The organism is Azospirillum sp. TSH100 (genome assembly GCF_004923295.1).
Lineage (GTDB): Bacteria > Pseudomonadota > Alphaproteobacteria > Azospirillales > Azospirillaceae > Azospirillum.
Genome location: NZ_CP039637.1, coordinates 400,410 through 421,187, shown reverse-complemented (window position 1 = coordinate 421,187; position 20,778 = coordinate 400,410). Strand labels below are relative to the sequence as shown.

The 20,778-nt window shown below is 65.8% G+C and carries 20 protein-coding genes; 9 read left to right on the top strand and 11 right to left on the bottom strand.

Annotated features, from left to right (window positions below; all coding sequences use genetic code 11):
• Nucleotides 1-88 precede the first annotated feature (88 nt).
• The 4 genes from E6C72_RS23430 to E6C72_RS23415 all read right to left on the bottom strand — a co-directional run bounded on the left by E6C72_RS23430 (nucleotide 89) and on the right by E6C72_RS23415 (nucleotide 5,262).
• A complete protein-coding gene (locus E6C72_RS23430; protein WP_109084227.1) occupies nucleotides 89-1,765 on the bottom strand; it encodes a methyl-accepting chemotaxis protein in 1,677 nt (558 codons plus the stop codon).
• A gap of 85 nt (nucleotides 1,766-1,850) precedes the next feature.
• The gene (locus tag E6C72_RS23425; protein WP_109084228.1) at nucleotides 1,851-2,459 is read right to left on the bottom strand and encodes a histidine phosphatase family protein; all 609 of its coding nucleotides are present in this window, start codon (nucleotides 2,457-2,459) and stop codon (nucleotides 1,851-1,853) included.
• Nucleotides 2,460-2,469: 10 nt separating this feature from the next.
• Nucleotides 2,470-3,588 (bottom strand): alpha/beta fold hydrolase, encoded by a 1,119-nt coding sequence (locus E6C72_RS23420; protein ID WP_247875479.1) that lies wholly within the window; start codon nucleotides 3,586-3,588, stop codon nucleotides 2,470-2,472.
• A gap of 135 nt (nucleotides 3,589-3,723) precedes the next feature.
• Entirely contained in the window at nucleotides 3,724-5,262 is a 1,539-nt protein-coding gene (locus tag E6C72_RS23415) for an MFS transporter (RefSeq protein WP_247875480.1), read from the bottom strand.
• Between the two features lie 771 nt (nucleotides 5,263-6,033).
• On the opposite strand from E6C72_RS23415, the gene E6C72_RS23410 reads away from it, so the two are divergent.
• From E6C72_RS23410 to E6C72_RS23400, 3 genes are read left to right on the top strand one after another with little or no spacing between them, the layout of a single operon-like run.
• Nucleotides 6,034-6,414, top strand: a complete 381-nt coding sequence (locus E6C72_RS23410; RefSeq protein WP_109084231.1) for a FeoA family protein — start codon at nucleotides 6,034-6,036, stop codon at nucleotides 6,412-6,414.
• Between the two features lie 35 nt (nucleotides 6,415-6,449).
• The gene (feoB, locus tag E6C72_RS23405; RefSeq protein WP_109084232.1) at nucleotides 6,450-8,375 is read left to right on the top strand and encodes a ferrous iron transport protein B; all 1,926 of its coding nucleotides are present in this window, start codon (nucleotides 6,450-6,452) and stop codon (nucleotides 8,373-8,375) included.
• A 3-nt stretch (nucleotides 8,376-8,378) separates the two neighbouring features.
• Nucleotides 8,379-8,597: a hypothetical protein gene (locus E6C72_RS23400; RefSeq protein WP_109084233.1), complete on the top strand. Its 219-nt coding sequence runs from the start codon at nucleotides 8,379-8,381 to the stop codon at nucleotides 8,595-8,597.
• A gap of 4 nt (nucleotides 8,598-8,601) precedes the next feature.
• Here the strand turns inward: E6C72_RS23400 and mntR are convergent, their stop codons facing one another.
• Nucleotides 8,602-9,039: a manganese-binding transcriptional regulator MntR gene (gene mntR / locus E6C72_RS23395; RefSeq protein WP_109084234.1), complete on the bottom strand. Its 438-nt coding sequence runs from the start codon at nucleotides 9,037-9,039 to the stop codon at nucleotides 8,602-8,604.
• Nucleotides 9,040-9,153: 114 nt separating this feature from the next.
• Between mntR and E6C72_RS23390 the strand changes: the two genes are divergently transcribed.
• Both E6C72_RS23390 and E6C72_RS23385 read left to right on the top strand, forming a co-directional pair.
• Nucleotides 9,154-10,512, top strand: a complete 1,359-nt coding sequence (locus E6C72_RS23390) for an Nramp family divalent metal transporter (protein ID WP_109084235.1) — start codon at nucleotides 9,154-9,156, stop codon at nucleotides 10,510-10,512.
• Nucleotides 10,513-10,590: 78 nt separating this feature from the next.
• The gene (locus tag E6C72_RS23385; protein ID WP_109084236.1) at nucleotides 10,591-11,028 is read left to right on the top strand and encodes a hypothetical protein; all 438 of its coding nucleotides are present in this window, start codon (nucleotides 10,591-10,593) and stop codon (nucleotides 11,026-11,028) included.
• A gap of 68 nt (nucleotides 11,029-11,096) precedes the next feature.
• Here the strand turns inward: E6C72_RS23385 and E6C72_RS23380 are convergent, their stop codons facing one another.
• Nucleotides 11,097-11,594 (bottom strand): nuclear transport factor 2 family protein, encoded by a 498-nt coding sequence (locus tag E6C72_RS23380; protein ID WP_247875482.1) that lies wholly within the window; start codon nucleotides 11,592-11,594, stop codon nucleotides 11,097-11,099.
• 280 nt (nucleotides 11,595-11,874) lie between these two features.
• Between E6C72_RS23380 and E6C72_RS23375 the strand changes: the two genes are divergently transcribed.
• Nucleotides 11,875-12,282: a hypothetical protein gene (locus E6C72_RS23375; protein ID WP_109084237.1), complete on the top strand. Its 408-nt coding sequence runs from the start codon at nucleotides 11,875-11,877 to the stop codon at nucleotides 12,280-12,282.
• 11 nt (nucleotides 12,283-12,293) lie between these two features.
• Here E6C72_RS23375 and E6C72_RS23370 read toward each other — a convergent pair whose 3' ends face one another.
• The 5 genes from E6C72_RS23370 to E6C72_RS23350 all read right to left on the bottom strand — a co-directional run bounded on the left by E6C72_RS23370 (nucleotide 12,294) and on the right by E6C72_RS23350 (nucleotide 15,408).
• Nucleotides 12,294-12,830: an HD domain-containing protein gene (locus tag E6C72_RS23370; protein ID WP_109084238.1), complete on the bottom strand. Its 537-nt coding sequence runs from the start codon at nucleotides 12,828-12,830 to the stop codon at nucleotides 12,294-12,296.
• A 96-nt stretch (nucleotides 12,831-12,926) separates the two neighbouring features.
• Nucleotides 12,927-13,361: a hypothetical protein gene (locus E6C72_RS23365; protein WP_109084239.1), complete on the bottom strand. Its 435-nt coding sequence runs from the start codon at nucleotides 13,359-13,361 to the stop codon at nucleotides 12,927-12,929.
• A gap of 170 nt (nucleotides 13,362-13,531) precedes the next feature.
• On the bottom strand, nucleotides 13,532-13,696 hold the full coding sequence (locus tag E6C72_RS23360; RefSeq protein WP_109084308.1) for a hypothetical protein: 165 nt from the start codon (nucleotides 13,694-13,696) through the stop codon (nucleotides 13,532-13,534).
• A 78-nt stretch (nucleotides 13,697-13,774) separates the two neighbouring features.
• On the bottom strand, nucleotides 13,775-14,647 hold the full coding sequence (locus E6C72_RS23355; RefSeq protein ID WP_109084240.1) for a hypothetical protein: 873 nt from the start codon (nucleotides 14,645-14,647) through the stop codon (nucleotides 13,775-13,777).
• Nucleotides 14,648-14,799: 152 nt separating this feature from the next.
• Entirely contained in the window at nucleotides 14,800-15,408 is a 609-nt protein-coding gene (locus tag E6C72_RS23350) for an N-acetylmuramoyl-L-alanine amidase (RefSeq protein ID WP_109084241.1), read from the bottom strand.
• A gap of 562 nt (nucleotides 15,409-15,970) precedes the next feature.
• On the opposite strand from E6C72_RS23350, the gene E6C72_RS23345 reads away from it, so the two are divergent.
• The 3 genes from E6C72_RS23345 to E6C72_RS23335 are packed head-to-tail and all read left to right on the top strand — an operon-like array spanning nucleotide 15,971 to nucleotide 20,769.
• Entirely contained in the window at nucleotides 15,971-19,795 is a 3,825-nt protein-coding gene (locus tag E6C72_RS23345; RefSeq protein ID WP_247875483.1) for a PAS domain-containing protein, read from the top strand.
• Nucleotides 19,788-20,174 carry a response regulator gene (locus E6C72_RS23340; RefSeq protein WP_109084242.1) on the top strand — a complete coding sequence of 129 codons (387 nt, stop codon included), beginning with the start codon at nucleotides 19,788-19,790 and terminating at the stop codon, nucleotides 20,172-20,174. Before E6C72_RS23345 ends, E6C72_RS23340 begins: the two co-directional genes overlap by 8 nt.
• Nucleotides 20,175-20,181: 7 nt before the next feature.
• Nucleotides 20,182-20,769: a DUF533 domain-containing protein gene (locus E6C72_RS23335; RefSeq protein WP_109084243.1), complete on the top strand. Its 588-nt coding sequence runs from the start codon at nucleotides 20,182-20,184 to the stop codon at nucleotides 20,767-20,769.
• Nucleotides 20,770-20,778 lie beyond the last annotated feature (9 nt).

The window sequence follows — 20,778 nt, the reverse complement described above, 5'->3', positions numbered from 1 at the left end:
GAGACCCCAAAAAAGCACGGGGGCGGATCACCGGCGGCATGAACCGCTGGAGCCCCGCCCCCTGCCGCCGCCCGATCAGATCAGCCGATCAGGCTGCATTGACCTCCGACACGAAACGCTGGACCTCGTCCTTCAAGCGCTCCGACTGCTGTGAAACGCTCTCCACGCTGGTGGAGACCAGACGCATCCGTTCGCTGGTGGTCGTCATGGTCGAGGACAGCGAACCGACGCTGCTGGTGACGCGGCGGGAGTTGTCGGCGGCAGTGCGGGCGTTGGCGAAGATCTGGTGGGTCGCCGCCTCCTGCTGCTGTACGGCAGATGCTACCTCACCGTTCAGTGCGCTGAGGTTCGTGATCAGGCTGGCGATGCTTTCGATGGCGCCGATGGCGTTCGCGGTCGCCCCGCGGATCGCGCCCACCTGCGACTGGATGTCCTCCGTCGCCTTCGCCGTCTGGGTGGCAAGGCTCTTCACCTCGCTCGCCACGACGGCGAAGCCCTTGCCGGCCTCGCCGGCGCGCGCCGCCTCGATGGTGGCGTTCAGTGCCAGCAGATTGGTCTGGCCGGCAATGGAGTTGATCAGTTCCACCACCGCACCGATCTGCTCGGCGGCCGACGCGAGGCCGGTGACGATGCCGGTGGTGTTGGCGGTTTCCGTCACCGCGCGGGACGCGGTCTGGGCGGCGCTTTCGACCTGACGGCTGATCGCGGCGATGGAACCGCGCAGTTCCTCGCTGGCCTGGGCGGCGGACTCGACGCTGTCGGAGGCGCCCTGCGCCGCTCCGGCGGCGGCACGCGCCTCGTCGGTGGTGCTGGCGGCGTCGTTGGTCAGGGCCGCGGTACGCTCGTTCAGGGCCACGGTGGTGGTGCTGAGCGTCGCCACGACCTCGTCCATCGCGCGGGCGAACTCAGCGGCGCGGATCGACAGGCGTTCGCGCTGGAGGTCGCGGGCGGCACGCTCCAGCTCGGCGCGCTGGCTCTCGTCGCGGGCCTCCTGCAGGGTGGTGGCGAGGCCGGCGACGGCGCGGGCCATGTCGCCGATCTCGTCGGGACGGCCGGCATGGGGCACCGCGACGGTCAGGTCGCCGCCACCGATGCGGCTGAGCACATCACGGATCGCCAGCAGCGGACGCGACATCCCGCGGGACACCCAGATACCGATGCCGACGCTGATCGCCAGCAGCAGCAGCGAGACCTCAAGCTCGCGCCAGGCGCGGGCGCGGAAATCCGCATCGACGTCGTCGGTGTAGACGCCGGTGCCGATCATCCACTGCCAGGGCTGGTAGCCGGTGGCATAGGCGATCTTCGGGGTCGGCTCGGCATCGTCGCTGCGCTTGTGACGGAAGGCGACGAAACCGCCGCCGGACTTGGCCGCCTCAGTCATCAGGACGTTGAAGGAGACGCCGTCGGGATCCTTCAGATTCAGCAGGTTCTTGCCCTCGACCTGCGGACGCAGACCGTGCACCAGACTGACACCCGCATAGTCATAGACGAAGAAATACTCGCCGTTGCCGTAACGCATGGCGCGAACGGCGTCGCGGGCACGCTCCTGCGCTTCGGCGCGCGGCAGCTTGCCGGATTTCTCCTGCTCGCCATACAGCGCGACGACGGAGGCTGCGGCATCGACCATCTCCTTGACCTTGGCCTTGCGCTGCTCGATCAGGTTCGCGCGCGTCCCCGTCAGGTGGACTGTCGCCCCGGCCAGCGTGCTGAGCAGCGCCACGCCGAACACCAGCAGCATAAGCCGCGTACCAATCTTGAGCTTCATCGCCCCTCTCCTCACTCCTGATCCACGCGGCATCGCGCGGCATCCACGCATCGATTTTCGATTGATCATCAGACCGGCTCGAAGGTCAGGCCCCGGCGTTCGCCATCTGCGGGTCTTCCGGCGGGTCGCACCGCCACCATCCAGGCCCGCCCAGCTGAGCGGACAGGCGGGTGAAGGTCACGACCGTGCAATTCCCCAGCTCCACACCCGGCTGGCCGGCGAGGCGGTGCAGCAGGATACGGCCGATTCCCTTGCTGCCGACCAGCAGCGGCCGGCGGGCCAGCAGGCCAGCGGGCCCATTGGCAAGTTCGTGGATACCCTCCAGGACGCGGGCGGCAAAGGCATCTTCGCTTTCCCCGCCCGGCGGCGTCTCTCCGGCAGCGAACCAGGGACGGGTCAGGTCGATCGGCAGACCATTCCATTCACCCAGGCCGCGCTCCCGCAGCCAGTCACGCCGGAGAAGCTGCAGGTTCAGCGTCTCGGCGAACATGGCCCCCGTCGTGGCGGTGCGCTGCAACGGACCGGTGATCACCAGGTCGCAGGTCTGGCCTGAGCGGCGAAAGCGCTCCGCCTCCAGCCTTGCCTGTTCGACCCCACGATCGGTCAGCGGCACGTCGCGGTCGCCGCCGCAGCGGACGCCGCGCCGGTTGTCCTCGGTCTCGCCATGCCGGACGAAATGGAAGCAGTCGGTCATCGCCGATCCCTCAGCGGAACAGGATGCGGACGGCATCCGTGGTCCAGCCGATGGTGCTTTCCACCGGAAGGGCGTGAGGCACTGACATCCAGCGGGCCAAGGCGTCGATGTGCAACGGATCGCTCAATGTCGGCGTATGTCCGACATCCGGCACGTGCAGGACGCTCAAGGCCGATTTGTCCATCATCCGGGCGATGGTCGCGTCCTGCAGGGCATCACTCATCATGCCGTGCACCAGCAGCACCGGGCAGTCGATGCGCTGCCAGTCGTCCCACTGGTCATGGTCCTGGGCGGCACCGTCGCGGTAGCATTGCAGCGCGCGGATGTCGTGGCGGTAGACCCGGCCGCCATTCTCCTCCGACCAGCGGGTCTGGTGGAAGCTGTTGTGCAGGAGGACGGTGTCGTCCACCGGCCCGTCATTCTTCTGGGCCGCCCCGGTGCGGTGGAACAGCTGGGCCGGATGGCGGAAAACATAATGGCGGGCAACGGATTCGGCACGGCGGCGGCGGCGTTCGGTCGGGATGAAGGGGCCGATGTCGTTCAGGATCAGGCGCTCAACCAGTTCCGGCGCCTCCGCAGCCACCCGCATCGCGACACTGCCGCCAAGCGAGGAACCCAGCAGCGTAACCGGACCCAGTTGCTTGTGCCGAATCAGCGCCAGGACCTGGGCAACGTTGCCCTCGAAGCTGTAATCGGACTGGTCCGCCAGCCAGCCGCTGCGCCCGCGCCCCGCCCAGTCGAGGCACAGCACATGGTAGTGATGCGACAGCGCGCGGGCGACATAGTCGAAGCGTCGGGCCGAATTGGCGATGCCGCCAAGGCACAGCAGCGCCGGCTTCCGCGAGCTGCCCCACTCCGTGTAAGCCAAGCGGATCGTGTAGTCGTTGCGCAGCCGATCCACCGTGCCGGGCTGCAACGCGGCGCTGTGGGTATAGTCGAAATGGCGCAGCCTGTGGCCGGCGCCGACCAGCGGCTCGATCACCCGCATGATCGTTTCGTATTTCTTCCAGCTCATATCCTCGGCTGATTTGACGCCGAGCGCGTCAAGCGTTGCGCACAACGCTTCCATGGCGCGGTCATGACGGCCATAGGCGGGAAGAGACTCTCCGGCAAGGGAGGGGACGGGCATGGTCCGAGTGGGCTCCACGAGCATCTGGTCAGGCATGGGCGTCGAAGCCTCCGTGATCGATGGGTGTGGGGTCGATGGAAGTAAGGCGGTCGTGGTTTGGAATACCGAAGGATGCAGGCGGAGCAGCCGGACGGATCATCTTGCGGCCTCCCCCGCCGTCGGGGCGGTTGAAGGGGTCAGCAGGAAGACGGCGCAGAAGGCCGTGCCACACAGCATGCCGAGCACACCGAGCGCCACCAGCGCGGCCTGGATCCCGAAACGGTCGGCGAGCGCCGCGGCCAGCAGCGGGCCGATCACCGAACCTCCGCGCTCCAGCAGGCGGTAGATTGCGAAGACGCTGGACTCGCCCATGCGGGCACAGTCGGCGCGGCAGACCTCCGGCACCAGGGCCAGCTGGGTGGCGTTGTTGAGGGCATGAGCGATGCCGAGCGCCGCGATGCCGATCAGGACCCCGGTGACACCCTGTTCCTGCAGGATCGCCAGGGCGCCGGCTCCGCCGATCAGCCCGCCCAGCCCGGCGAACAGGGCATGGCGGCCGGACCGGTCGGCCATCTTCGACACCCCGGGGCCGAGCAGAACGATGATCAGCCCATAGGTCATCATCAACCGGCCGATCCCGGCGGGGGTCTCGCCGGCCGCATGGAGGGAGACCGGGACGAGATAGAAGAGGTATCCGGTCAGCATCAGCTTCGTCGGCACCGAGGAAAACAGCAGCAGCGCCAGGAATCGGGGATTGGCGAGCAATGCGGCCGCATCGCCGACGCGGAAGGGCCGCCGCCGCACACGCTCCACCCGGTCGGCCGGAAGAAGCGTCACCGTCGCGGTGGCCGCCAGCGCCAGCAGCGCCGAGACCACGAAGGTGGCACGGTAGCCGAACTGATCGGCGAGGATGCCGCCCAACGGTGCGCCGCACAGGCCGGCGACGATCACCGCGGCGACGAATTGCGCCATGCCGCGCGCACGCCGGTCCGCCGCGGTGTGGCGGGCGACAAAGCCCTGGGCGCCGATGAACATCACCGCATAGCCGAGCGCGCAGGCACCGCGCCACAACAGCAGTTCAGCCAGCGAACCGGCCATTGCCGTTCCGGCAAACCCCGCCACCGCCGGCAAGGTGCCGAGCAGCAGCGTGCGGCGGCTGCCGAACCGGTTGGCCCAGGCGCCGGCAAAGGGCGTGAAGACGGCGACCAGGAACATGAACAGCCCGATCGGCAACCCCATCATCAGGGTCTCCGACAGGCCGGAAACGGGTGTGTAGAGGTCGCGCGTGTAGAGTGGCAGGAAGGATCGCGACAGTTCCTCTGCCAGCATGAAGAGGAACAGGGCGGTGCGCATACTGGCCACCGCCGATGCCGGCTCTGAAGCCCCTCCTCGCCCTCCGCGCGGCCAAGCGGCAAGCAGGAGCACCCCTTCGAACGCCAGGAGCAGGCAGACGACCAGCAGCACGGCCGCATCATAGAGGAAGCCATGCACGGCCTCGACCTGCAACAGCCCCGCAAGCCGCGGCAGGGCTGCCGCGCTGAAGGCCAGCATCGCCGCACCCACCATTGCCAGCGCCCGCAATGGCGTGGCGCCGGCCACACGCAGGGCGGCAGGCCACAGCAGGCCCGCGGCCACCGACAGCACCGAAATCAAGGCTGCCAGCAGCGCCACATGGTCGAGCGCTGCACTCGACACAACTTCTGCGGCAGAAAGCTTTGCTTCCGACCCTACGTTTCCGTAAAATTTTGCGTAAATCAGACAAGAAAACAAAACAAGGCTGAATATTGTCAGAATTGGCAGAGTCACGCGCGGACGTGCGACCGAATTTGGTTGCATTGTTAGCTCCAGACACACAACCGCTGCAAGGAAGTGCTTTGGAAGCTAGTTGCTAACTCCAAAGAATTGGTAAACCGAATTTGTACCGAAAATAAAAGCTTCTATTATCATGGATCATACGTGGATATGCATTTTATTGATGCCACGGATCCTGAAAATACTTTGAAAAATCCGGAGATACGCGCCCAGACAGTCAGATTTCGTAGAGCACTCTACAGGAGGGATACCGATTTTGGCCCCACCTGGCGTCCACCACCACGCAAACCGCGATTTTTATAATCTGAATACAGATCTTGGTTGCGCCGCAGCAAAGTCCAAGCTTCCGATCATCGAATTTGAGAAGCTGCCTTAATTTCATATGACGCAGGAGCGGAATAGGAACGGAGCGTCAGGCCCCGACAATTTTTTTTCAGGAAAAAATAAAAAAATTTCGGCCGATCGGCACCGCGCGCCACCTCCTAAAGCCATTCCAGGTTCGATGGCAAAGCTCCGCGACGCTTCGTCACATCGCAAATGAAAATGATTCGCATCATTGTCGGGGTCGCGGCCACTGTCACAAATCCAGTGCCATAAATCCCCTGCCGCAACTCCGCGCGCCCTCACTGGCGTGCTGCCCATAGGTGTCTCCCCATGATTCCGCCGCTGTCCGGCTCCGCCCGCGACGCCACCTCTGCTCCCGCCCCCTGTCGGATTTACGGCCACGCGCCCGCCAATGCGCCCGGCAGCTCGGCCGATCCCCCCTCCCGCACAGGCGAAGGATGCCGTCTCGGCGCGCTGCGCAAAGGCCAGCGCGCGGTGGTGACCGGTCTTGACGAGTCTGCCGTCGCCACCCCGCTACCGCCCGGCGAATTGGAACGCCGCATGATCGAGATGGGCCTGATCGAAGGTGCCCGCGTGGAAATCCTGCATGAGGGATTCCCCGGCGCCGATCCGCTTGCCGTGCGCATCAACGACCACACCCTGGCCCTGCGCCGGGCGGAGGCACACGCCGTTCTGGTGACGCTCGGCTGAGCCTCGCCTCCTCCTCCTGCGGAAAGGTTTCCGCGATGACCGATACCGTTCTATCCACTTCGGCCTTCATGGGCGTCCCGCCGCGCATCGCCCTCGTCGGCAACCCCAATTGCGGCAAGACCGCCCTGTTCAACGCGCTGACCGGCGCCCGCCAGAAGGTGGCGAATTATCCCGGCGTGACGGTCGAACGCAAGGTCGGCGAATTTCTCAGTCCCGCCGGCACCCGCGTGCAGATCGTCGACCTGCCCGGCACCTACAGCCTGCGCGCCCGCTCACCCGACGAGGAGGTGACCCGAGACGTCGTGCTGGGCCGCTTCCAGCACGAAGCGCCACCCGACGTGATGGTCTGCGTCGCCGACGCCACCAACCTGCGCCTGCATCTTCGGCTGGTGCTGGAGCTGAAGAAACTCGGCCGGCCGATCATCCTCGCGCTCAACATGATGGATGTGGCGGAGGCGCGGGGCTGCCGCGTCGATGCGGCCGCCCTGTCGGCAGCACTCGGCGTGCCGGTGGTGCCAACGGTGGCGATCAGGCGCACCGGGGTGGTTGGGCTGCTCGACCAGATCGACCGCAGCATGGTGGCGATGACGGCCGGCCTCGTCCCCGCGCCTTGCGGCTCCTCCCCCTGCGGCTGGAGCGAACCGTCGGCCAACGACCTGCGCGCCTATCACCAGGAGGTGGAAAGCATCCTGGCCGCAGCACTCCGCGATGTGGGAAAACCTTCCATCGCCACCCGGCGGATCGACGCCGCCCTGCTGCATCCGGCGATCGGCCTGCCCTTCCTGTTCCTGGTGCTTTTCCTGATGTTCCAGGCGGTCTTCGCCTGGGCTGCCGTGCCGATGGACATGATCGACAGGGGGCTGGGCTGGGTGCAGGCCGCCACCGGTGCCGCCCTGCCCGACGGCATGCTGAAAAGCCTGCTGACCGACGGCATCATCGCCGGGGTCGGCAGCGTGGTGATCTTCCTGCCGCAGATCCTGGTGCTGTTCTTCTTCATCCTGATGCTGGAATCCACAGGTTACATGGCGCGGGCGGCTTTCCTGCTCGACCGGCTGATGGGCGGGGTCGGGCTGCATGGCCGGGCCTTCATCCCACTGCTGTCCAGCTTCGCCTGCGCCGTCCCCGGCATCATGGCGGCCCGCACCATCGAGAACCGCGCCGACCGGCTGGCCACCATCATGATCGCGCCGCTGATGACTTGCTCGGCCCGGCTGCCGGTCTACACGCTGATCATCGCCGCCTTCGTCCCCAACCGGAGCATGGCCGGCGGCATGATCGGGTTGCAGGGGCTGGTGATGTTCACCCTCTACGCCGCCGGCATCCTGTCGGCGCTGGCGGTCGCCTTCGTGCTGAAGCGCACGATCTTCAAAGGCGCCCGCGAGCCGCTGCTGATGGAACTGCCGTCCTACCGGCTGCCCAGCCCGCGCGACATCCTGCTGGGGCTGCTGGAGCGGACACGGATCTTCCTGGCCCGTGCCGGCACGGTGATCTTCGCCATCATGATCCTGCTGTGGTTCCTCGGCAGCTTCCCGGCGGCACCCGACGGCGCGACGGGTCCGGCCATCGACTACAGCTTTGCCGGAATGCTCGGCCATGCTCTGGCGCCGCTGCTCGCCCCGGTCGGCTTCACCTGGCAGATCGCCATCGCCCTGGTCCCGGGCATGGCGGCGCGCGAGGTGGCGGTGGCCGCACTGGGCACCGTCTATGCGCTGAGCGAGACGGGAGACGCGCTGTCCGGCTCGCTCGCCAGTGTCCTGGCGGCGGACTGGAGCCTGCCGACGGCGCTGTCGCTGCTGGCATGGTTCGTCTTCGCCCCGCAATGCGTCTCCACCCTGTCGGTGGTGAAGCGGGAGACAAACAGCTGGTTCTGGATGCTGGTGATGATCGCCTACATGACGGCGCTCGCCTATGGCGCCGCCTTCATCACCTTCCGACTGTCCAGCGCCCTGCTGGGGGGATGAGCCATGATGGAGAACGTCATCGTCGGACTGATCGTCGCCGCGGCCTTCGCCTGGGTGACCTGGACAATGCTGCTACCGGCAGGTTTGCGCAACCGCCTGCGCCGGCTGGCCGGGCGGCCGGTCCCGTCACGAACGGGCGGTTGTTCCGGTGTCTGTCGTGGCTGCGAGGCAGCAGGACCGCGGGCGGTGAAACGCCACAGCGGTTCCTGCGGGTCGCACTGACAGGTCATCCCCCCTTCGCCAGGGCGCGGCGGAAGGCGTCCAGCGTCTCGGCGCTGACATGGTGTTCGATGCCTTCGGCGTCGATGCGCGCCGTATCGGCGCTGACGCCGAGGGAACGGAGGAAGGCCACCACCGTCCGGTGCCTTTCCCGGCTTTCCTCGGCGATCCGCCTGCCGGAATCGGTCAGGAAAACGGCGCGGTAGGGCTTGCGATAGACCAACCCGTCGGCGGCCAGCCGGTCCAGCATGCGGGCGACGGTCGGCTGCGCCACCCCCAGCCTTGCGGCGATGTCGACCTGCCGCGCCTCCTGCCCGCTTTCGATCAGGTCGGCGATCAGCTCCACGTAATCCTCGGCCAGTGCGGAGCGCTGGGCCTCCCGCGTCTTGCGGAAACCTTCGGCATGAAGTTCGGCATCGGGCAGGTCCGCATCGCTGTCAGTCACGCCCCACCCACCCGGAAAAATGTTCGGATGCTGAAAGTATAGCATCTTGCATACTCGTTGTCCCGGTACATACTTGATTGATACCAGTTCGCATTTTGGCCGGGAGTCACGCCGATGTCGGAAGCCGAAGCCGCCGTGCCGCCCCACAACGCCTGGAGATACGCCAGCGCGGACGCGGAAATCCGGCCGAGCCTGCCGGAGGTCCATGCCTCCGTCGCGGTACCGCAGGGCGGCCTGTGGCTGCGCCGGCTGCTGGCCTTCGCCGGGCCGGGCTATATGGTGTCGGTCGGCTACATGGACCCCGGCAACTGGGCGACCGACCTCGCCGGCGGGTCGCAGTTCGGCTACACGCTGCTCTCCGTCATCATGCTGTCGAACCTGATGGCGATCCTGCTGCAATCGTTGGCAGCGCGGCTTGGCATCGTCACCGGGCGCGATCTGGCACAGGCCTGCCGTGACCATTACCCGCGCCCCGTCAACCTGATGCTGTGGGTGGCCTGCGAGGCGGCGATCATCGCCTGCGACCTTGCCGAGGTCATCGGCACCGCCATCGCGCTGAACCTGCTGTTCGGCATTCCGCTGATCGGCGGCGCGCTGATCACTGCGCTCGACGCCTTCCTGGTGCTGCTGCTGATGCAGCGCGGCTTCCGTTATCTGGAAGCCTTCGTCGTGGCCCTGCTGACGATCATCGCCGGCTGCTTCCTGGTCCAGATCATCGCCGCTTCCCCGCCGGTCGCCGCCGTGCTGCACGGCTTCGTGCCGAAGACGGAGGTGGTGACCAACCCCGCCATGCTCTATGTCGCCATTGGCATTCTCGGCGCTACGGTGATGCCACACAATCTCTACCTTCATTCCTCGATCGTGCAGACCCGTGCCTATCCGCGCACCGACGAGGGGCGTCGCGACGCCATCACCTGGGCCACCGTCGACAGCACCATCGCGCTGATGCTGGCCCTGTTCGTAAATGCCGCCATCCTGATCCTGGCAGCCAGCGTCTTCCACGGCAGCGGCCATACCGAGGTGGCGGAGATCGGCGAGGCTTTCGAACTGCTGTCACCCCTGCTGGGATTCGGCATCGCCTCCACCCTGTTCGCGGTGGCGCTGCTGGCTTCGGGCCTCAACTCCACCGTTACGGCGACGCTGGCCGGGCAGATCGTGATGGAGGGGTTCCTGCGGCTTCGCCTGCCGCACTGGGTGCGCCGGCTGATGACCCGCGGCCTCGCCATCATCCCGGTGGTGGTGGTGACCGCACTCTATGGCGAAAGCGGTACGGCGCAACTGCTGGTGTTCAGTCAGGTCGTGCTGTCGATGCAGCTTCCGTTCGCGGTCATCCCACTGGTCCGCTTCGTCACAGACCGCGGCAAGATGGGCCGCTTCGCCGTTCCCGGCTGGGTCGCCGGGCTGTCCTGGATCGTCGCCGGCCTGATCGTCGTGCTGAACCTGAAGCTGCTGTACGACACCCTTCAGGGCTAAGCACTGTTGTTCATCCGGCGGAACGCTTTATCTGGAGAACGGTCCCGTTCGGGTGCGCATCGCCGCGGAGGATCAGACATGACCATCGGGTGTCAGCGAATGATGTGGGCTGGGCGCGACGGACTTCTCGCCGCCGTCGCCATGCTGTGCGCCTCCTGCGCCAATCCGCAGGCAGAACTGGCGTTGCGTGCGCCGGAGGCGATGGTCGGGATGAGCAAGGGCAACCTGCTGTCCTGCGCTGGCGTCCCCGAACGCTCCGCCGTCTCCGGCAATGCGGAGTATCTGGTCTACACCCGCCGGCAGACCCTGGTCGACCGCGACGTGGATTGGGAGCCAAGCCCCTGGCTCGGCCCGCGCGGACCGATGCTCTGGCAGCCCGACGTGACGACATGGTCGCGAACCTACAGCTGCGAAGCCACCGTCGAACTGCATGACGGGCAGGTCACCGCCGTCCGCTACAATGACAGGCGCGACCCCACGCTCTGTTACCAGATCGTGGGAAATTGCATGCGCTGATTGGCGGCCTTATGACCGGTGCCCTGCCGCCTCCGGCCTTTGCGGACGGGAGGCGGCAGAAGGCCGGATCAGGCGGCAGGAAGCGGGGAAGCCTGACGAGCCAGCAGCTTCCAGGTTCCGTCGACCTTCTTCCAGACCTGCAAGACCTTGATATGGGCGGTGCTGGTCTTGCCGTCGGCCAGGTTGTTGACCGAATCGAAGGTGTGGCGGGCGACAGCGACGTCGCCGATCACCTGGATCGCATGGTCGCTGAGGTCCAGTTCCTTGAAGGCCTTCTTGCCGTCCAGGCTGGCGACGAAGGCGGCCTTGTCCTCAAGCCGGCTGTTGGAATGGCCGTAGGTCAACTGGTCCATCGTCATCGCCAGCAAGGTGGTGCCGTCGCCCGCCAGCATGGCGTCGCGAAGCGCATTCACCGCCTTCGCCACCAGCTGCTGGTCGTCATCGGCGGCGAGCGTGCCGTTCAGCGGCACTATGGCGGCGGACATCGCCAGCCCGGCGGCGGCAGTCGCCAGCAGGACGCGGCGCGAGCGGATATGGCCGGATTTGAAAGCAGCCTTCTTGAGCATGGTGACCCTCCCAATCGATTGCAGTCACACCCACCAGGGAACATCGGCGGGCTCATGAATTGGTATACTAGTATCCATATTAGTGCCACAAACCATTGGGGTGTGCGCCGGTTCGCCACAGACCATATGCTCTTAGGCCCTGCGGATTTCGGGTTGGCATGTCGCCATTCGCATGGGCTTATGTGACTTTCCGGAGATCATCTTGTGATTGGCTGCGCCGGACGGAACGGGCAGCTATGCTCGCCGCCGCGGTAACGGATTTGCGAGCGGGGAGAGGGGTATGGCGACCAGACGGCGGAAACTGCCGCGCAAACGCAAGGGCCGGCAGGCGACCGCGGTTCGCGGGGCGGCGGTGGAGCCGGTCAACGCCGCCCGGCCGTCAAAGGGTGGATTGGCCCAGGGCGGACTTACCCAGGGCGGGCTGGCGACCTCCGTCAGGGGAAGCGCGGCGGCGGCAAGCAAGACATCCAAGGGCCGCGGCCGGGTGCGCTATGTGCCCACGGGCGATGCCGCCGCCGGCCGCTTCCTCAGCCCGGAGCAGCAACATCTGATGAAGAAGCGGCGCGAGGCCGAACAGCGCGAGGCCAAGGACCGCCGCACAGCACTTGCCATCATCCTGGCGCTGGTTCTGCTGGCGGCGGGTGCGGTCGCCGGCCTGGTCTGGCTCTGGCGTTCTTCAGCCTTCTGACCTCGGCTTGGTCAATGCGTCGCCCCGGCCAAGGCGGCGGCGTAGCGTTCGGCCAGCAGCGGGCTGGCGGCGGCACAGGCCTCGGCGACGAGGCGGGAGCCCTGGACATAGGCATCGGCACGCTCGACGCTCCAGGACAGCGGGCGTTCGACCGCCAGTGCCTGCAGGATCGAGATCTGCTCGGCCAGCTTGATGCGCTTGGCTCCTTCCGGGGCAGCGGCGAGACGGGCGGCCTGTATCGCCTTGCGCTCGGCAATCGCCTTGCCGACATCCTCCGGCGCGTCGCTGACCGCGGCGACGAGATCGGCGACCTCCTGCCCGAATCGCTTGGCGAGATCGGCAACGGTGGTCAACCCGTCCTCCACCGCATCGTGCAGCCAAGCCGCGGCGATCTCGGCGGGCGTGCCGCCGGCCTGCGCCACCAGTTCCGCCGTTTCCGACAGATGCGAGACGAAGGGCGTGCGCGCCCTGTCGGGCCGATAAGTGCCGTCATGCAGTTCAGCCGCGTAACGCAGCGCCGCGATGACCACTTCCTTGTCCATGGACATGATCTCTCCTCCGCGCTGCAGGCGGGCGAAAGACTTGGCCCGCCCTGACAGCGACAGTCCGCAAAAAGCCCGCTTCCCGAGCTTCACCAAGCCCCTTCAGGCGGCGCGTGCTATGGGAAGGCAACGACAGCCGGTCTCAAACGCATGCAGCCGGGTCCGGAAATGCTCCACCGTCGCGCGGTCGAAGTCCAGACTCTCGGCCGGCGGCACATCGCCGCGGATCCGCATGTGGATCGCCACCCGACCGTCATGCGTCAGGTGCAGGTCGAAGTCACCGATCAGCCGGTGAAGCCCTTCACCCCCGTCTTCGCCATGATGGGATCGGTAGAGCACCTGCAATCCGCCATCCCGCTCCACCAGTTCGACGGTACCGATATCGGCCATGCGCCGTGCGAGCGCGTCGACCTCACCGCGCAGGCAGACAACCACCCGGGCAAAAGCGGCACGAATGTCCGCATCGAGTGTTTCATGGTCAAGGGCACGCTGGGCCGGGGCAACGGACCAGCGGTGGGACGAAACATCGCGATTCATCGGAAAAGGCACTCCTCAGGGGGAGGCGTGGACGGGCCGACCCCGGCGCGTCTCCCATCCATTCCCTTAGCATGCTGCACCGCAGCGACAGGGCGCGACATATCGTCAAGTGGTATGACCACTTGACAGACCTGCCGTGTCGATTGCGCGAATCAGCCCCCCTAAGTCAGTCATGCAGGCGTCGCCACCCGCAAGGGCGCTGGATGGATGGTGCAACGGCCGTAACAGACACAGGCGACACCCCCCACCGTTTCGGCGAAGCCGACGCACAGCGAAGTCTGGGCGGAAATGGCAGTGGTCAGCGCGATGCCGGCGGCCGCCGTCTTCTGAACCATCTCGAAGAAACAGCGACTCAACACCACGACGAAGCCACCGACGGCACCTGTCGCCGTTCATCGGTCCTTCGCCACTGCTCAGCTGGTGGCTTCATCCGGCTTCGGACCCGCGGCACGCAACCGCAACGCCGTGCTGAGCACATTGAACCAGAACTGGGTTCCAAGGGCGGTGGCACAGGCGGTGATCAGCCAACCCGCCATCGCTCCAAGCCATTTCATCGTCGAGTTCGGCAGGCCGCCACCCCAGCCAACCGGCACCTGAAGATCGTTCAGTTGCTTCTGGAGCGATGGGATCACTCCCGGCGGCTCCGATTTCCCCGGACCGGCGTTCGATCCCGCATCGGCAGGCTGCGTCCGCGCCGTTTCCGCTTTCGCTTTTGCCTCCCCAACGATCTCGCCAGCACGGGCAACGGCCAGTTCCCGGACCAGGGGCTGTGTCCACAGGGTATGGGCGATCGCCAGCGTATTGATATTGAGGCCCACCGCGACAGCGAATCCCAGAATCAACAGGACGAGTTGGACGTTGCGTTTGTACCAGCCGCCGACACGGTCCATCGCCTCATTGTACCAGGCCTCCAACTCCGCACGGAACTTATCCGGATCGCTGCCGGCGATGCGCATTACCGCCGCCAGCGGCTCGGTCAAGGCACCGTTGTTCGGCAGGCCTTCCCGCTCGACAAGGTCGGCCACCACCTTGGCGAAGGTCGACGCCGACAAATAGGACGGCAAGCAGTTTCTCGACAAACCGGCGATAAGCGGATGCTCGTAAAACATCTTGGCAAACCCGCTCATGTCAGGGTCATTGAGGAGTTGCCTGATGCCATTGCGCAGATTGCGTCCACGCCAACTCGTGAGGTTGGCGAAAATTTCCTGAAGCACGCTGCACGCCAGCGACGTCAGAAGAAAGACCAGCATCAAGCCGATGGCGGTTTCAAGTATTGCGCCAAGCATTGCCGTCCTCTTTTTTAGGGATTAGCCGTGCATTGTTAGGGGATCACTCCAGCCATATCGGCTGGAACCATTCGCAGCTCCCGGCACTATCAACCAAAAGGTGCAAATCCGGGCGGTTGGAGCTGGCCTGGGAGCTACCATGTGCCCCGCGTTCAGACCCTGCCCAAAATCTTGGACTGCACGCTGACCATGGGAAATGCGGGGCCGGGGTCGACCTTTCGATCGGGGGCGATATCGTCGTGGCCGAGGACATCAAGGAAGCCATACTGGGTGTTGAGGGCTGCTCCGATGGCGACGACCGCCGCGATCTGCTCCGACGTGTAGCGATGCCAGCCGGCCGGCGACGATTCATGTTTGTGCGTGGCAACGATCACGTCGTCGGCTTCGATCTTCTGGCCTGACCAACTGGTCCATGTTCCGGATTCGCTCTTTTTGAGCTTGCCGGCGTTGACGATCTCGATGCCGATCGAATAGGCGTTCATGCCCTCCAGGTCGTTCCACCTGCTCTTGCCGGCATGCCACGCAATACGGTTGAACGGCACCATCTGCGTGACACTTCCATCGCGGTCAACGACAAGGTGGGCCGATGCCTTGGCATCAGGGTTGGCCAGCCAACTGATCGCGCCATTCCCGGATGTGCCGGCGGTAAAGTGCAGGATTAGGTAAAGGGGTCGGACGGTTCCGCCCATGTTCGGAGTGGCGACAAGTTCGACCGGGGTGCCGTCCTGATGCAGACGGTGCGTTTTGATGCTGAAAGTCATGGCGCGAACGGTCTCCTCAGGGACGATGCGACGAGTGCTGACGGACAGTTCCAGTCCTTCGCGCTCGCGCGGTTCGGCAATGCAAGGATATCGTGACGGCCACCAGTCCGGCGGCGCACGAACTCTTCGGCGTTGAAAAAGCTGACGTCAGCTGAATGGCTCCCTTATCCCTCAAGGATCGCCAATGAGCTTTGCAGGTTGCTCGCAAGCAATAAGAGCGAAAAGAAACGCCCGAACAAAGACCTTCCAGCGCGCGGAAAAGCGTGCATATATGCGGATATATTCATCCAATATCTCACAAATCTCCATGAGTCAACTGATTATCGAAATATTGTCTTTTTAAATAATCATACTACTGTATGGAATGCGTAGAGATAATATTTCATATCTCCACTGCCCTCATCGTTTACCTTTCAATTAATCCGGTATCCTGCTCCAGAAGTGGAGCACATACAGAAAAACTTCATAAGATTGCGGCGGCGCGGGCGGGGCCCCAGGCGAGCAGCGAACCGCCGATGCCATCCCTGGGGATACGTGAACTCCATCCGTGATGGGGCTGGTCGTGAGCGGTACCCACCACGCCGTTGTGAACGAATGCCGCCGCCGGCTGTTTCCTCTGTTCTCCCTCTCCACCCGTCCATGGTTCATGCCCCCTGCCCAAGCACCCCAAACCGCCACTCCGTCCAGCCGGCAGCTTGCCGAGACCCTGACCCGCAGGGAGAGGCAGCACTTCCTGCTGGCCCGCTTCGGCATCGCCGCCCTGAAAAGCACCGACGTCCCCACCCTGTTGCAGCAGGCCACCGCCCTCTGCGCCGAAGGGCTGGAAGCGGAACTGTGCAAGGCTCTGGAATGGATAAAGGAACCCGACGGCACCGGCCGGCTGCTGGTCCGTGCCGGTGTCGGTTGGAATCCGGGAGTGGTCGGGAAGCGGTCGGTCGGCACCGACCTCGCCTCCCCCGCCGGCTATGCGCTGCAGACCGGCGCTCCTGTCATCTCCAACGACCTTGGAACCGAGTCCCGCTTCCGCTGTCCCGATCTGCTGGCCGAACATGGGGTGACGCGCGCCATCAACGTCATCATCCGCGGTGAGGGCGAGCCCTTCGGCGTGCTGGAGATCGACAGTCGCCGGAAAGGCCAATTCAACAGTGCCGACGCCGCCTTTCTCCAGGGAGTCGCCAACCTGCTGGGCGGTGCCATCGACCGTGCCCATGACGCCGCCGAGCGCCGCCGCACCGAGACCCTGCTGCGCGAAAACGAGGCCCAGTTCCGCAGCCTCGCCGACCTGATCCCGCAGCTGACCTGGATGGCGGACTCCGGGGGGGCGGTTTACTGGTACAATCGCCGTTGGTATGACTTCACCGGCGCCGAACCGGGCGAGACGGAAGGCTGGAACTGGCGCAACGTCCACCACCCCGACCATGTCGACCGCGCGTCGGACGGCTTCTTCCGCGCCATCCGCTCGGGCGAGCCGTGGGAGGACATCTTTCCCCTGCGCGGCAAGGACGGCAACCACCGCTGGTTCCTGTCCCGTGCCGTGCCGGTGCGCGGCCAGGACGGCCGCATCCTGCGCTGGCTTGGCACCAACACCGACATCACTGAACAGCGCAAGGCCGAAACCCGGGTGATGGAGGCGGAACGGCGGCTGCAACTGGCGCTCCGCGCGGCGCGGATCGGCGCATGGTCCTGGAATTTGCAGGAGGACCGCATCGAAGCCGACGCCCGGCTGCGCGAGATCCTCGACTTCACCCCGGATCAGCCGATCTGTGGTTCCGACGTCACCGGTCGCGTCCATCCTGACGACCAGCCGCGGATCGCCGGGATCATCGACACCGCCCGGCGAGAGCGCGGGGAATATGACGCCGAATTCCGCATCCTGCTGCCCTCGGGCGAGACGCGCTGGGCGGTGGCACGCGGCTTGGTGACCGACTGCACGCCGGAACGCAGCCTCACCCTGATCGGTGTCACCTGGGACACCACCGACGCCAAGCGGGCGGAGGAACAGCTGCGCCTCAGCGAGGAGCGTTTCCGATCGCTGGTGGAGGCGACCGCCGCCATCGTCTGGAACACCTCCGGTGCCGGCCGTTTCGAGGGACCGCAGCCGAGCTGGAGCAATTTCACCGGCCAGACCTTCGATCAATTGAAGGGCACCGGCTGGGTCGAGGCCATCCATCCCGACGACCGCCCCCACACTTCCGAAGCTTGGCGCGCGGCGCGGACCGGGCGGACCATCTACAAGGCCGAACACCGGCTGCGCCGGTACGACGGCGTCTATCACGACATGCTGGTCCGCGCCGTTCCCCTGCTGGATGCCAGCGGCGCCGTTCAGGAATGGGTCGGCGTCCACACCGACATCACCACCCGACGACGCGCCGAAGAGGCTCTGCGCGAGACGGAGGAGCGCTATCGGCTGGCGGCGCAGGCCACCAACGACGCCATCTGGGACTGGAACCTGTCGTCGGACCGCATCCATTGGAACGAGGCGGTACGCACCCTCTTCGGTTATGGCGCCGACGCCACAGAGACCTCCGCCTCCTGGTGGATGGACCACATCCACCCCGACGACCAGGATCATGTGGTGACCGGCATCCATGCGGTGATCGACGGCGGCGGCACGCGCTGGAACGATGAATACCGCTTCCGACGTGCCGACGGCAGCCATGCCAGCATCCTCGACCGCGGCTTCGTCCTGCGCAGCGCCATCGGCCAGCCCCTGCGCATGATCGGCGCCATGCAGGACATCAGCGTGCGCAAGCGGGTGGAGGAGGAGCTGGAGGCCGCCCGCTTGGCCGCCGAAGAGGCCAACCGGGCCAAGAGCCTGTTCATCGCCAACATGAGCCACGAGCTGCGCACGCCCCTCAGCGCCGTCATCGGCTACACGGAGATGCTGGAGGAGGAGCTGGCCGACCTCGGCGTCGACAGCATGCTGCCCGATTTGGAGAAGATCGAGGCGAACGCCCGTCACCTGCTGAACCTGATCAACGGCGTCCTCGACATATCGAAGATCGAGGCCGGCAAGATGGAGGTGCATGGCGAGGACGCCGACATCGCCGATCTGACGCGCGAGGTCGCTGCGACAGTTGAGGCGCTGGTGTCGAAGAAGGGCAACCGGCTGGCGGTGGAGGTGACGGACGGGCTCGGCGTCATGCACACCGACGTGGTGAAGGTGCGCCAATGCCTGTTCAATCTCCTGAGCAACGCCGCCAAATTCACCGAGAACGGCACCATCACTCTGTCCGTCGAACGTGCCACACCCCACCCGCGGGACGCGGAGGATGTCATGCCAGCCGACATGGTCGTCTTCCGTGTCACCGACACCGGAATCGGCATGACGCCGGAACAGGTCCGCCGGCTGTTCGAGCGCTTCATGCAGGCCGACAGCTCCACCACGCGCCGCTTCGGCGGAACCGGGCTGGGGCTGGCGATCACCAAGGCCTTCGCCGACATGCTGGGTGGCGAGATCACCGTCGACACGGCAGCGGGCCAGGGCACCGGCTTCACGCTCCGCCTTCCCGCCGACCTGCGGCACGGCCGGCTGCCGGGTGCGGCCGATGCCGACCCGCTGCGGGTGGAGGAGGTCACGCCATCCCAGGCCGCGCGCGAGACGATCCTCATCATCGACGACGAACAGGCGATGCGCGAGCTGCTCGCCCGCTTCCTGCACCGCGAGGGCTTCGGCGTGGCGCTGGCCGCCGACGGGCAGACCGGCCTGTCGATCGCCCGGCAAATCCGCCCGCGCGTCATCCTGCTCGACGTGATGATGCCGCGGACCGACGGCTGGTCGGTGCTGTCCGTGCTGAAGGCGGAGCCCGACCTCGCCGACATCCCGGTCATCATCATCTCGTCCCGCCGCGAGATGGGGTTGGCGCTGTCGCTGGGAGCCGCCGATTACTTCACCAAGCCGGTGAACTGGCAGCGCCTGCACCGGGTGCTGAGCGGTCTCAGCGGACAGGCGCCCGGCACGGCGCTGGTGCTGATGGAGCCGGACGAGACTCGCGCTCTCCTGACCGCCGAACTGGGCCGCGACGGCTGGCAAATCGGCGCGGCCGAAACGGAGGAGGAGGCCTTCCGCCGTCTCGCCGCTGCCATCCCGACCGTGATCCTGCTGGATCCAGTCATGGCCGGCCTGGACGGCTTCGCCTTCCTGAAGGCTTTGTCCCGCAACCCGGACTGGAGCCGTATCCCGGTGATCGTCGTCGCCCAGGAGATCGGACACGACGAGACCGAGGAACTGCGCGGCCACGTACGGGACATCATCCCGATGGCGGAGGATGGAGCTGATGGCGTGATCGAAGAGTTGAAGGAAGCGATCGCACGCCTGCGGCCGGCTTCCGTCGAACGGAGAACGGGAGCCAGCACGACGGATGGAACAGGAGGTACCTATGGCTAAGCTGCTGCTGGTCGAGGATCACGAGGAAATCTGGGACTTCCTGTCGCGCCGGCTGAAACGGCGCGGGTTCGACGTCATTCTCGCCTTCGACGGCCGGAAAGGGGTGGAGATGGCACGCAGCGAGCGACCTGACGTGATCCTGCTCGACATGAACCTGCCGGTCATTGATGGCTGGACCGCCGCCCGGGAACTGAAGGCGGAGGCGGAAACCGCCGGCATCCCGATCATCGCGCTGACCGCCCACGCCATGTCCGGCGACCGCGAGAAGACCTTGCAGGCGGGCTGCGACGACTATCACCCCAAACCGGTCGACTTCTCCCGTCTGCTGAGCCAGATCGATACTGCCATGCAACGCCGGCCACAGCCGGCCGGGGAGTAGCCGCGGAATGCTCAACGCTCCCCAGACCGGCCTTCTGAAGCGCCTGTTCGGCGGCACGCCGGAAACTCCCCTCGCGGATGGCGGCCCCATAGTTGACACGGCGGCCGACCCCGCACCGGCAAAGCTCCATCCCGGTCATGAACCGGCGCTGCATGGCATGCTGGCCCGGCAAATCCTCGACGCCCATCTGCGCAACCGTCACCAGTTGCTCGACCGGGCGCCCTCCGACTTCCGAACCGCCAGCGCGCAGGAGACCCATATTCTGGTTCTCGCCATGGCCACAGCAGCCCAAGCCGATGGCGAACTGGATGCGACGGAGCTGGGCCGGATCCGCGGCAGGCTCCAAACCAGCAGCCTCGACGAAGAAAGCCGGACACGGCTGGAGCGGATGGTCGAGGAGCCGCAATGCCTTGAGGGGCTGGTCCGCCGTATCGATACCCCACGGCTGGCCGCGTGTTTCTATGCCGTATCGCTGGCGACAGTCGACAAGAACGCGCCCATCAACCGCTCCTACCTGCGCTATCTCGCCCAGCGCCTGGGTCTCCCGGCCGATCTGGTGGTCCGGCTGAACCGGCAGATGGGGTTGCGGCTTTAGGACCGCAGC

Coding starts and splice junctions, on each gene's coding strand:
- E6C72_RS23430 (WP_109084227.1), bottom strand. CDS start 1,765: ATGAAGCTCAAGATTGGTACGCGGCTTATGCTGCTGGTGTTCGGCGTG.
- E6C72_RS23425 (WP_109084228.1), bottom strand. CDS start 2,459: ATGACCGACTGCTTCCATTTCGTCCGGCATGGCGAGACCGAGGACAAC.
- E6C72_RS23420 (WP_247875479.1), bottom strand. CDS start 3,588: ATGCCCGTCCCCTCCCTTGCCGGAGAGTCTCTTCCCGCCTATGGCCGT.
- E6C72_RS23410 (WP_109084231.1), top strand. CDS start 6,034: ATGATTCCGCCGCTGTCCGGCTCCGCCCGCGACGCCACCTCTGCTCCC.
- feoB (WP_109084232.1), top strand. CDS start 6,450: ATGACCGATACCGTTCTATCCACTTCGGCCTTCATGGGCGTCCCGCCG.
- E6C72_RS23400 (WP_109084233.1), top strand. CDS start 8,379: ATGATGGAGAACGTCATCGTCGGACTGATCGTCGCCGCGGCCTTCGCC.
- E6C72_RS23390 (WP_109084235.1), top strand. CDS start 9,154: ATGTCGGAAGCCGAAGCCGCCGTGCCGCCCCACAACGCCTGGAGATAC.
- E6C72_RS23385 (WP_109084236.1), top strand. CDS start 10,591: ATGACCATCGGGTGTCAGCGAATGATGTGGGCTGGGCGCGACGGACTT.
- E6C72_RS23380 (WP_247875482.1), bottom strand. CDS start 11,594: ATGCTCAAGAAGGCTGCTTTCAAATCCGGCCATATCCGCTCGCGCCGC.
- E6C72_RS23375 (WP_109084237.1), top strand. CDS start 11,875: ATGGCGACCAGACGGCGGAAACTGCCGCGCAAACGCAAGGGCCGGCAG.
- E6C72_RS23370 (WP_109084238.1), bottom strand. CDS start 12,830: ATGTCCATGGACAAGGAAGTGGTCATCGCGGCGCTGCGTTACGCGGCT.
- E6C72_RS23365 (WP_109084239.1), bottom strand. CDS start 13,361: ATGAATCGCGATGTTTCGTCCCACCGCTGGTCCGTTGCCCCGGCCCAG.
- E6C72_RS23360 (WP_109084308.1), bottom strand. CDS start 13,696: ATGGTTCAGAAGACGGCGGCCGCCGGCATCGCGCTGACCACTGCCATT.
- E6C72_RS23355 (WP_109084240.1), bottom strand. CDS start 14,647: ATGCTTGGCGCAATACTTGAAACCGCCATCGGCTTGATGCTGGTCTTT.
- E6C72_RS23350 (WP_109084241.1), bottom strand. CDS start 15,408: ATGACTTTCAGCATCAAAACGCACCGTCTGCATCAGGACGGCACCCCG.
- E6C72_RS23340 (WP_109084242.1), top strand. CDS start 19,788: ATGGCTAAGCTGCTGCTGGTCGAGGATCACGAGGAAATCTGGGACTTC.
- E6C72_RS23335 (WP_109084243.1), top strand. CDS start 20,182: ATGCTCAACGCTCCCCAGACCGGCCTTCTGAAGCGCCTGTTCGGCGGC.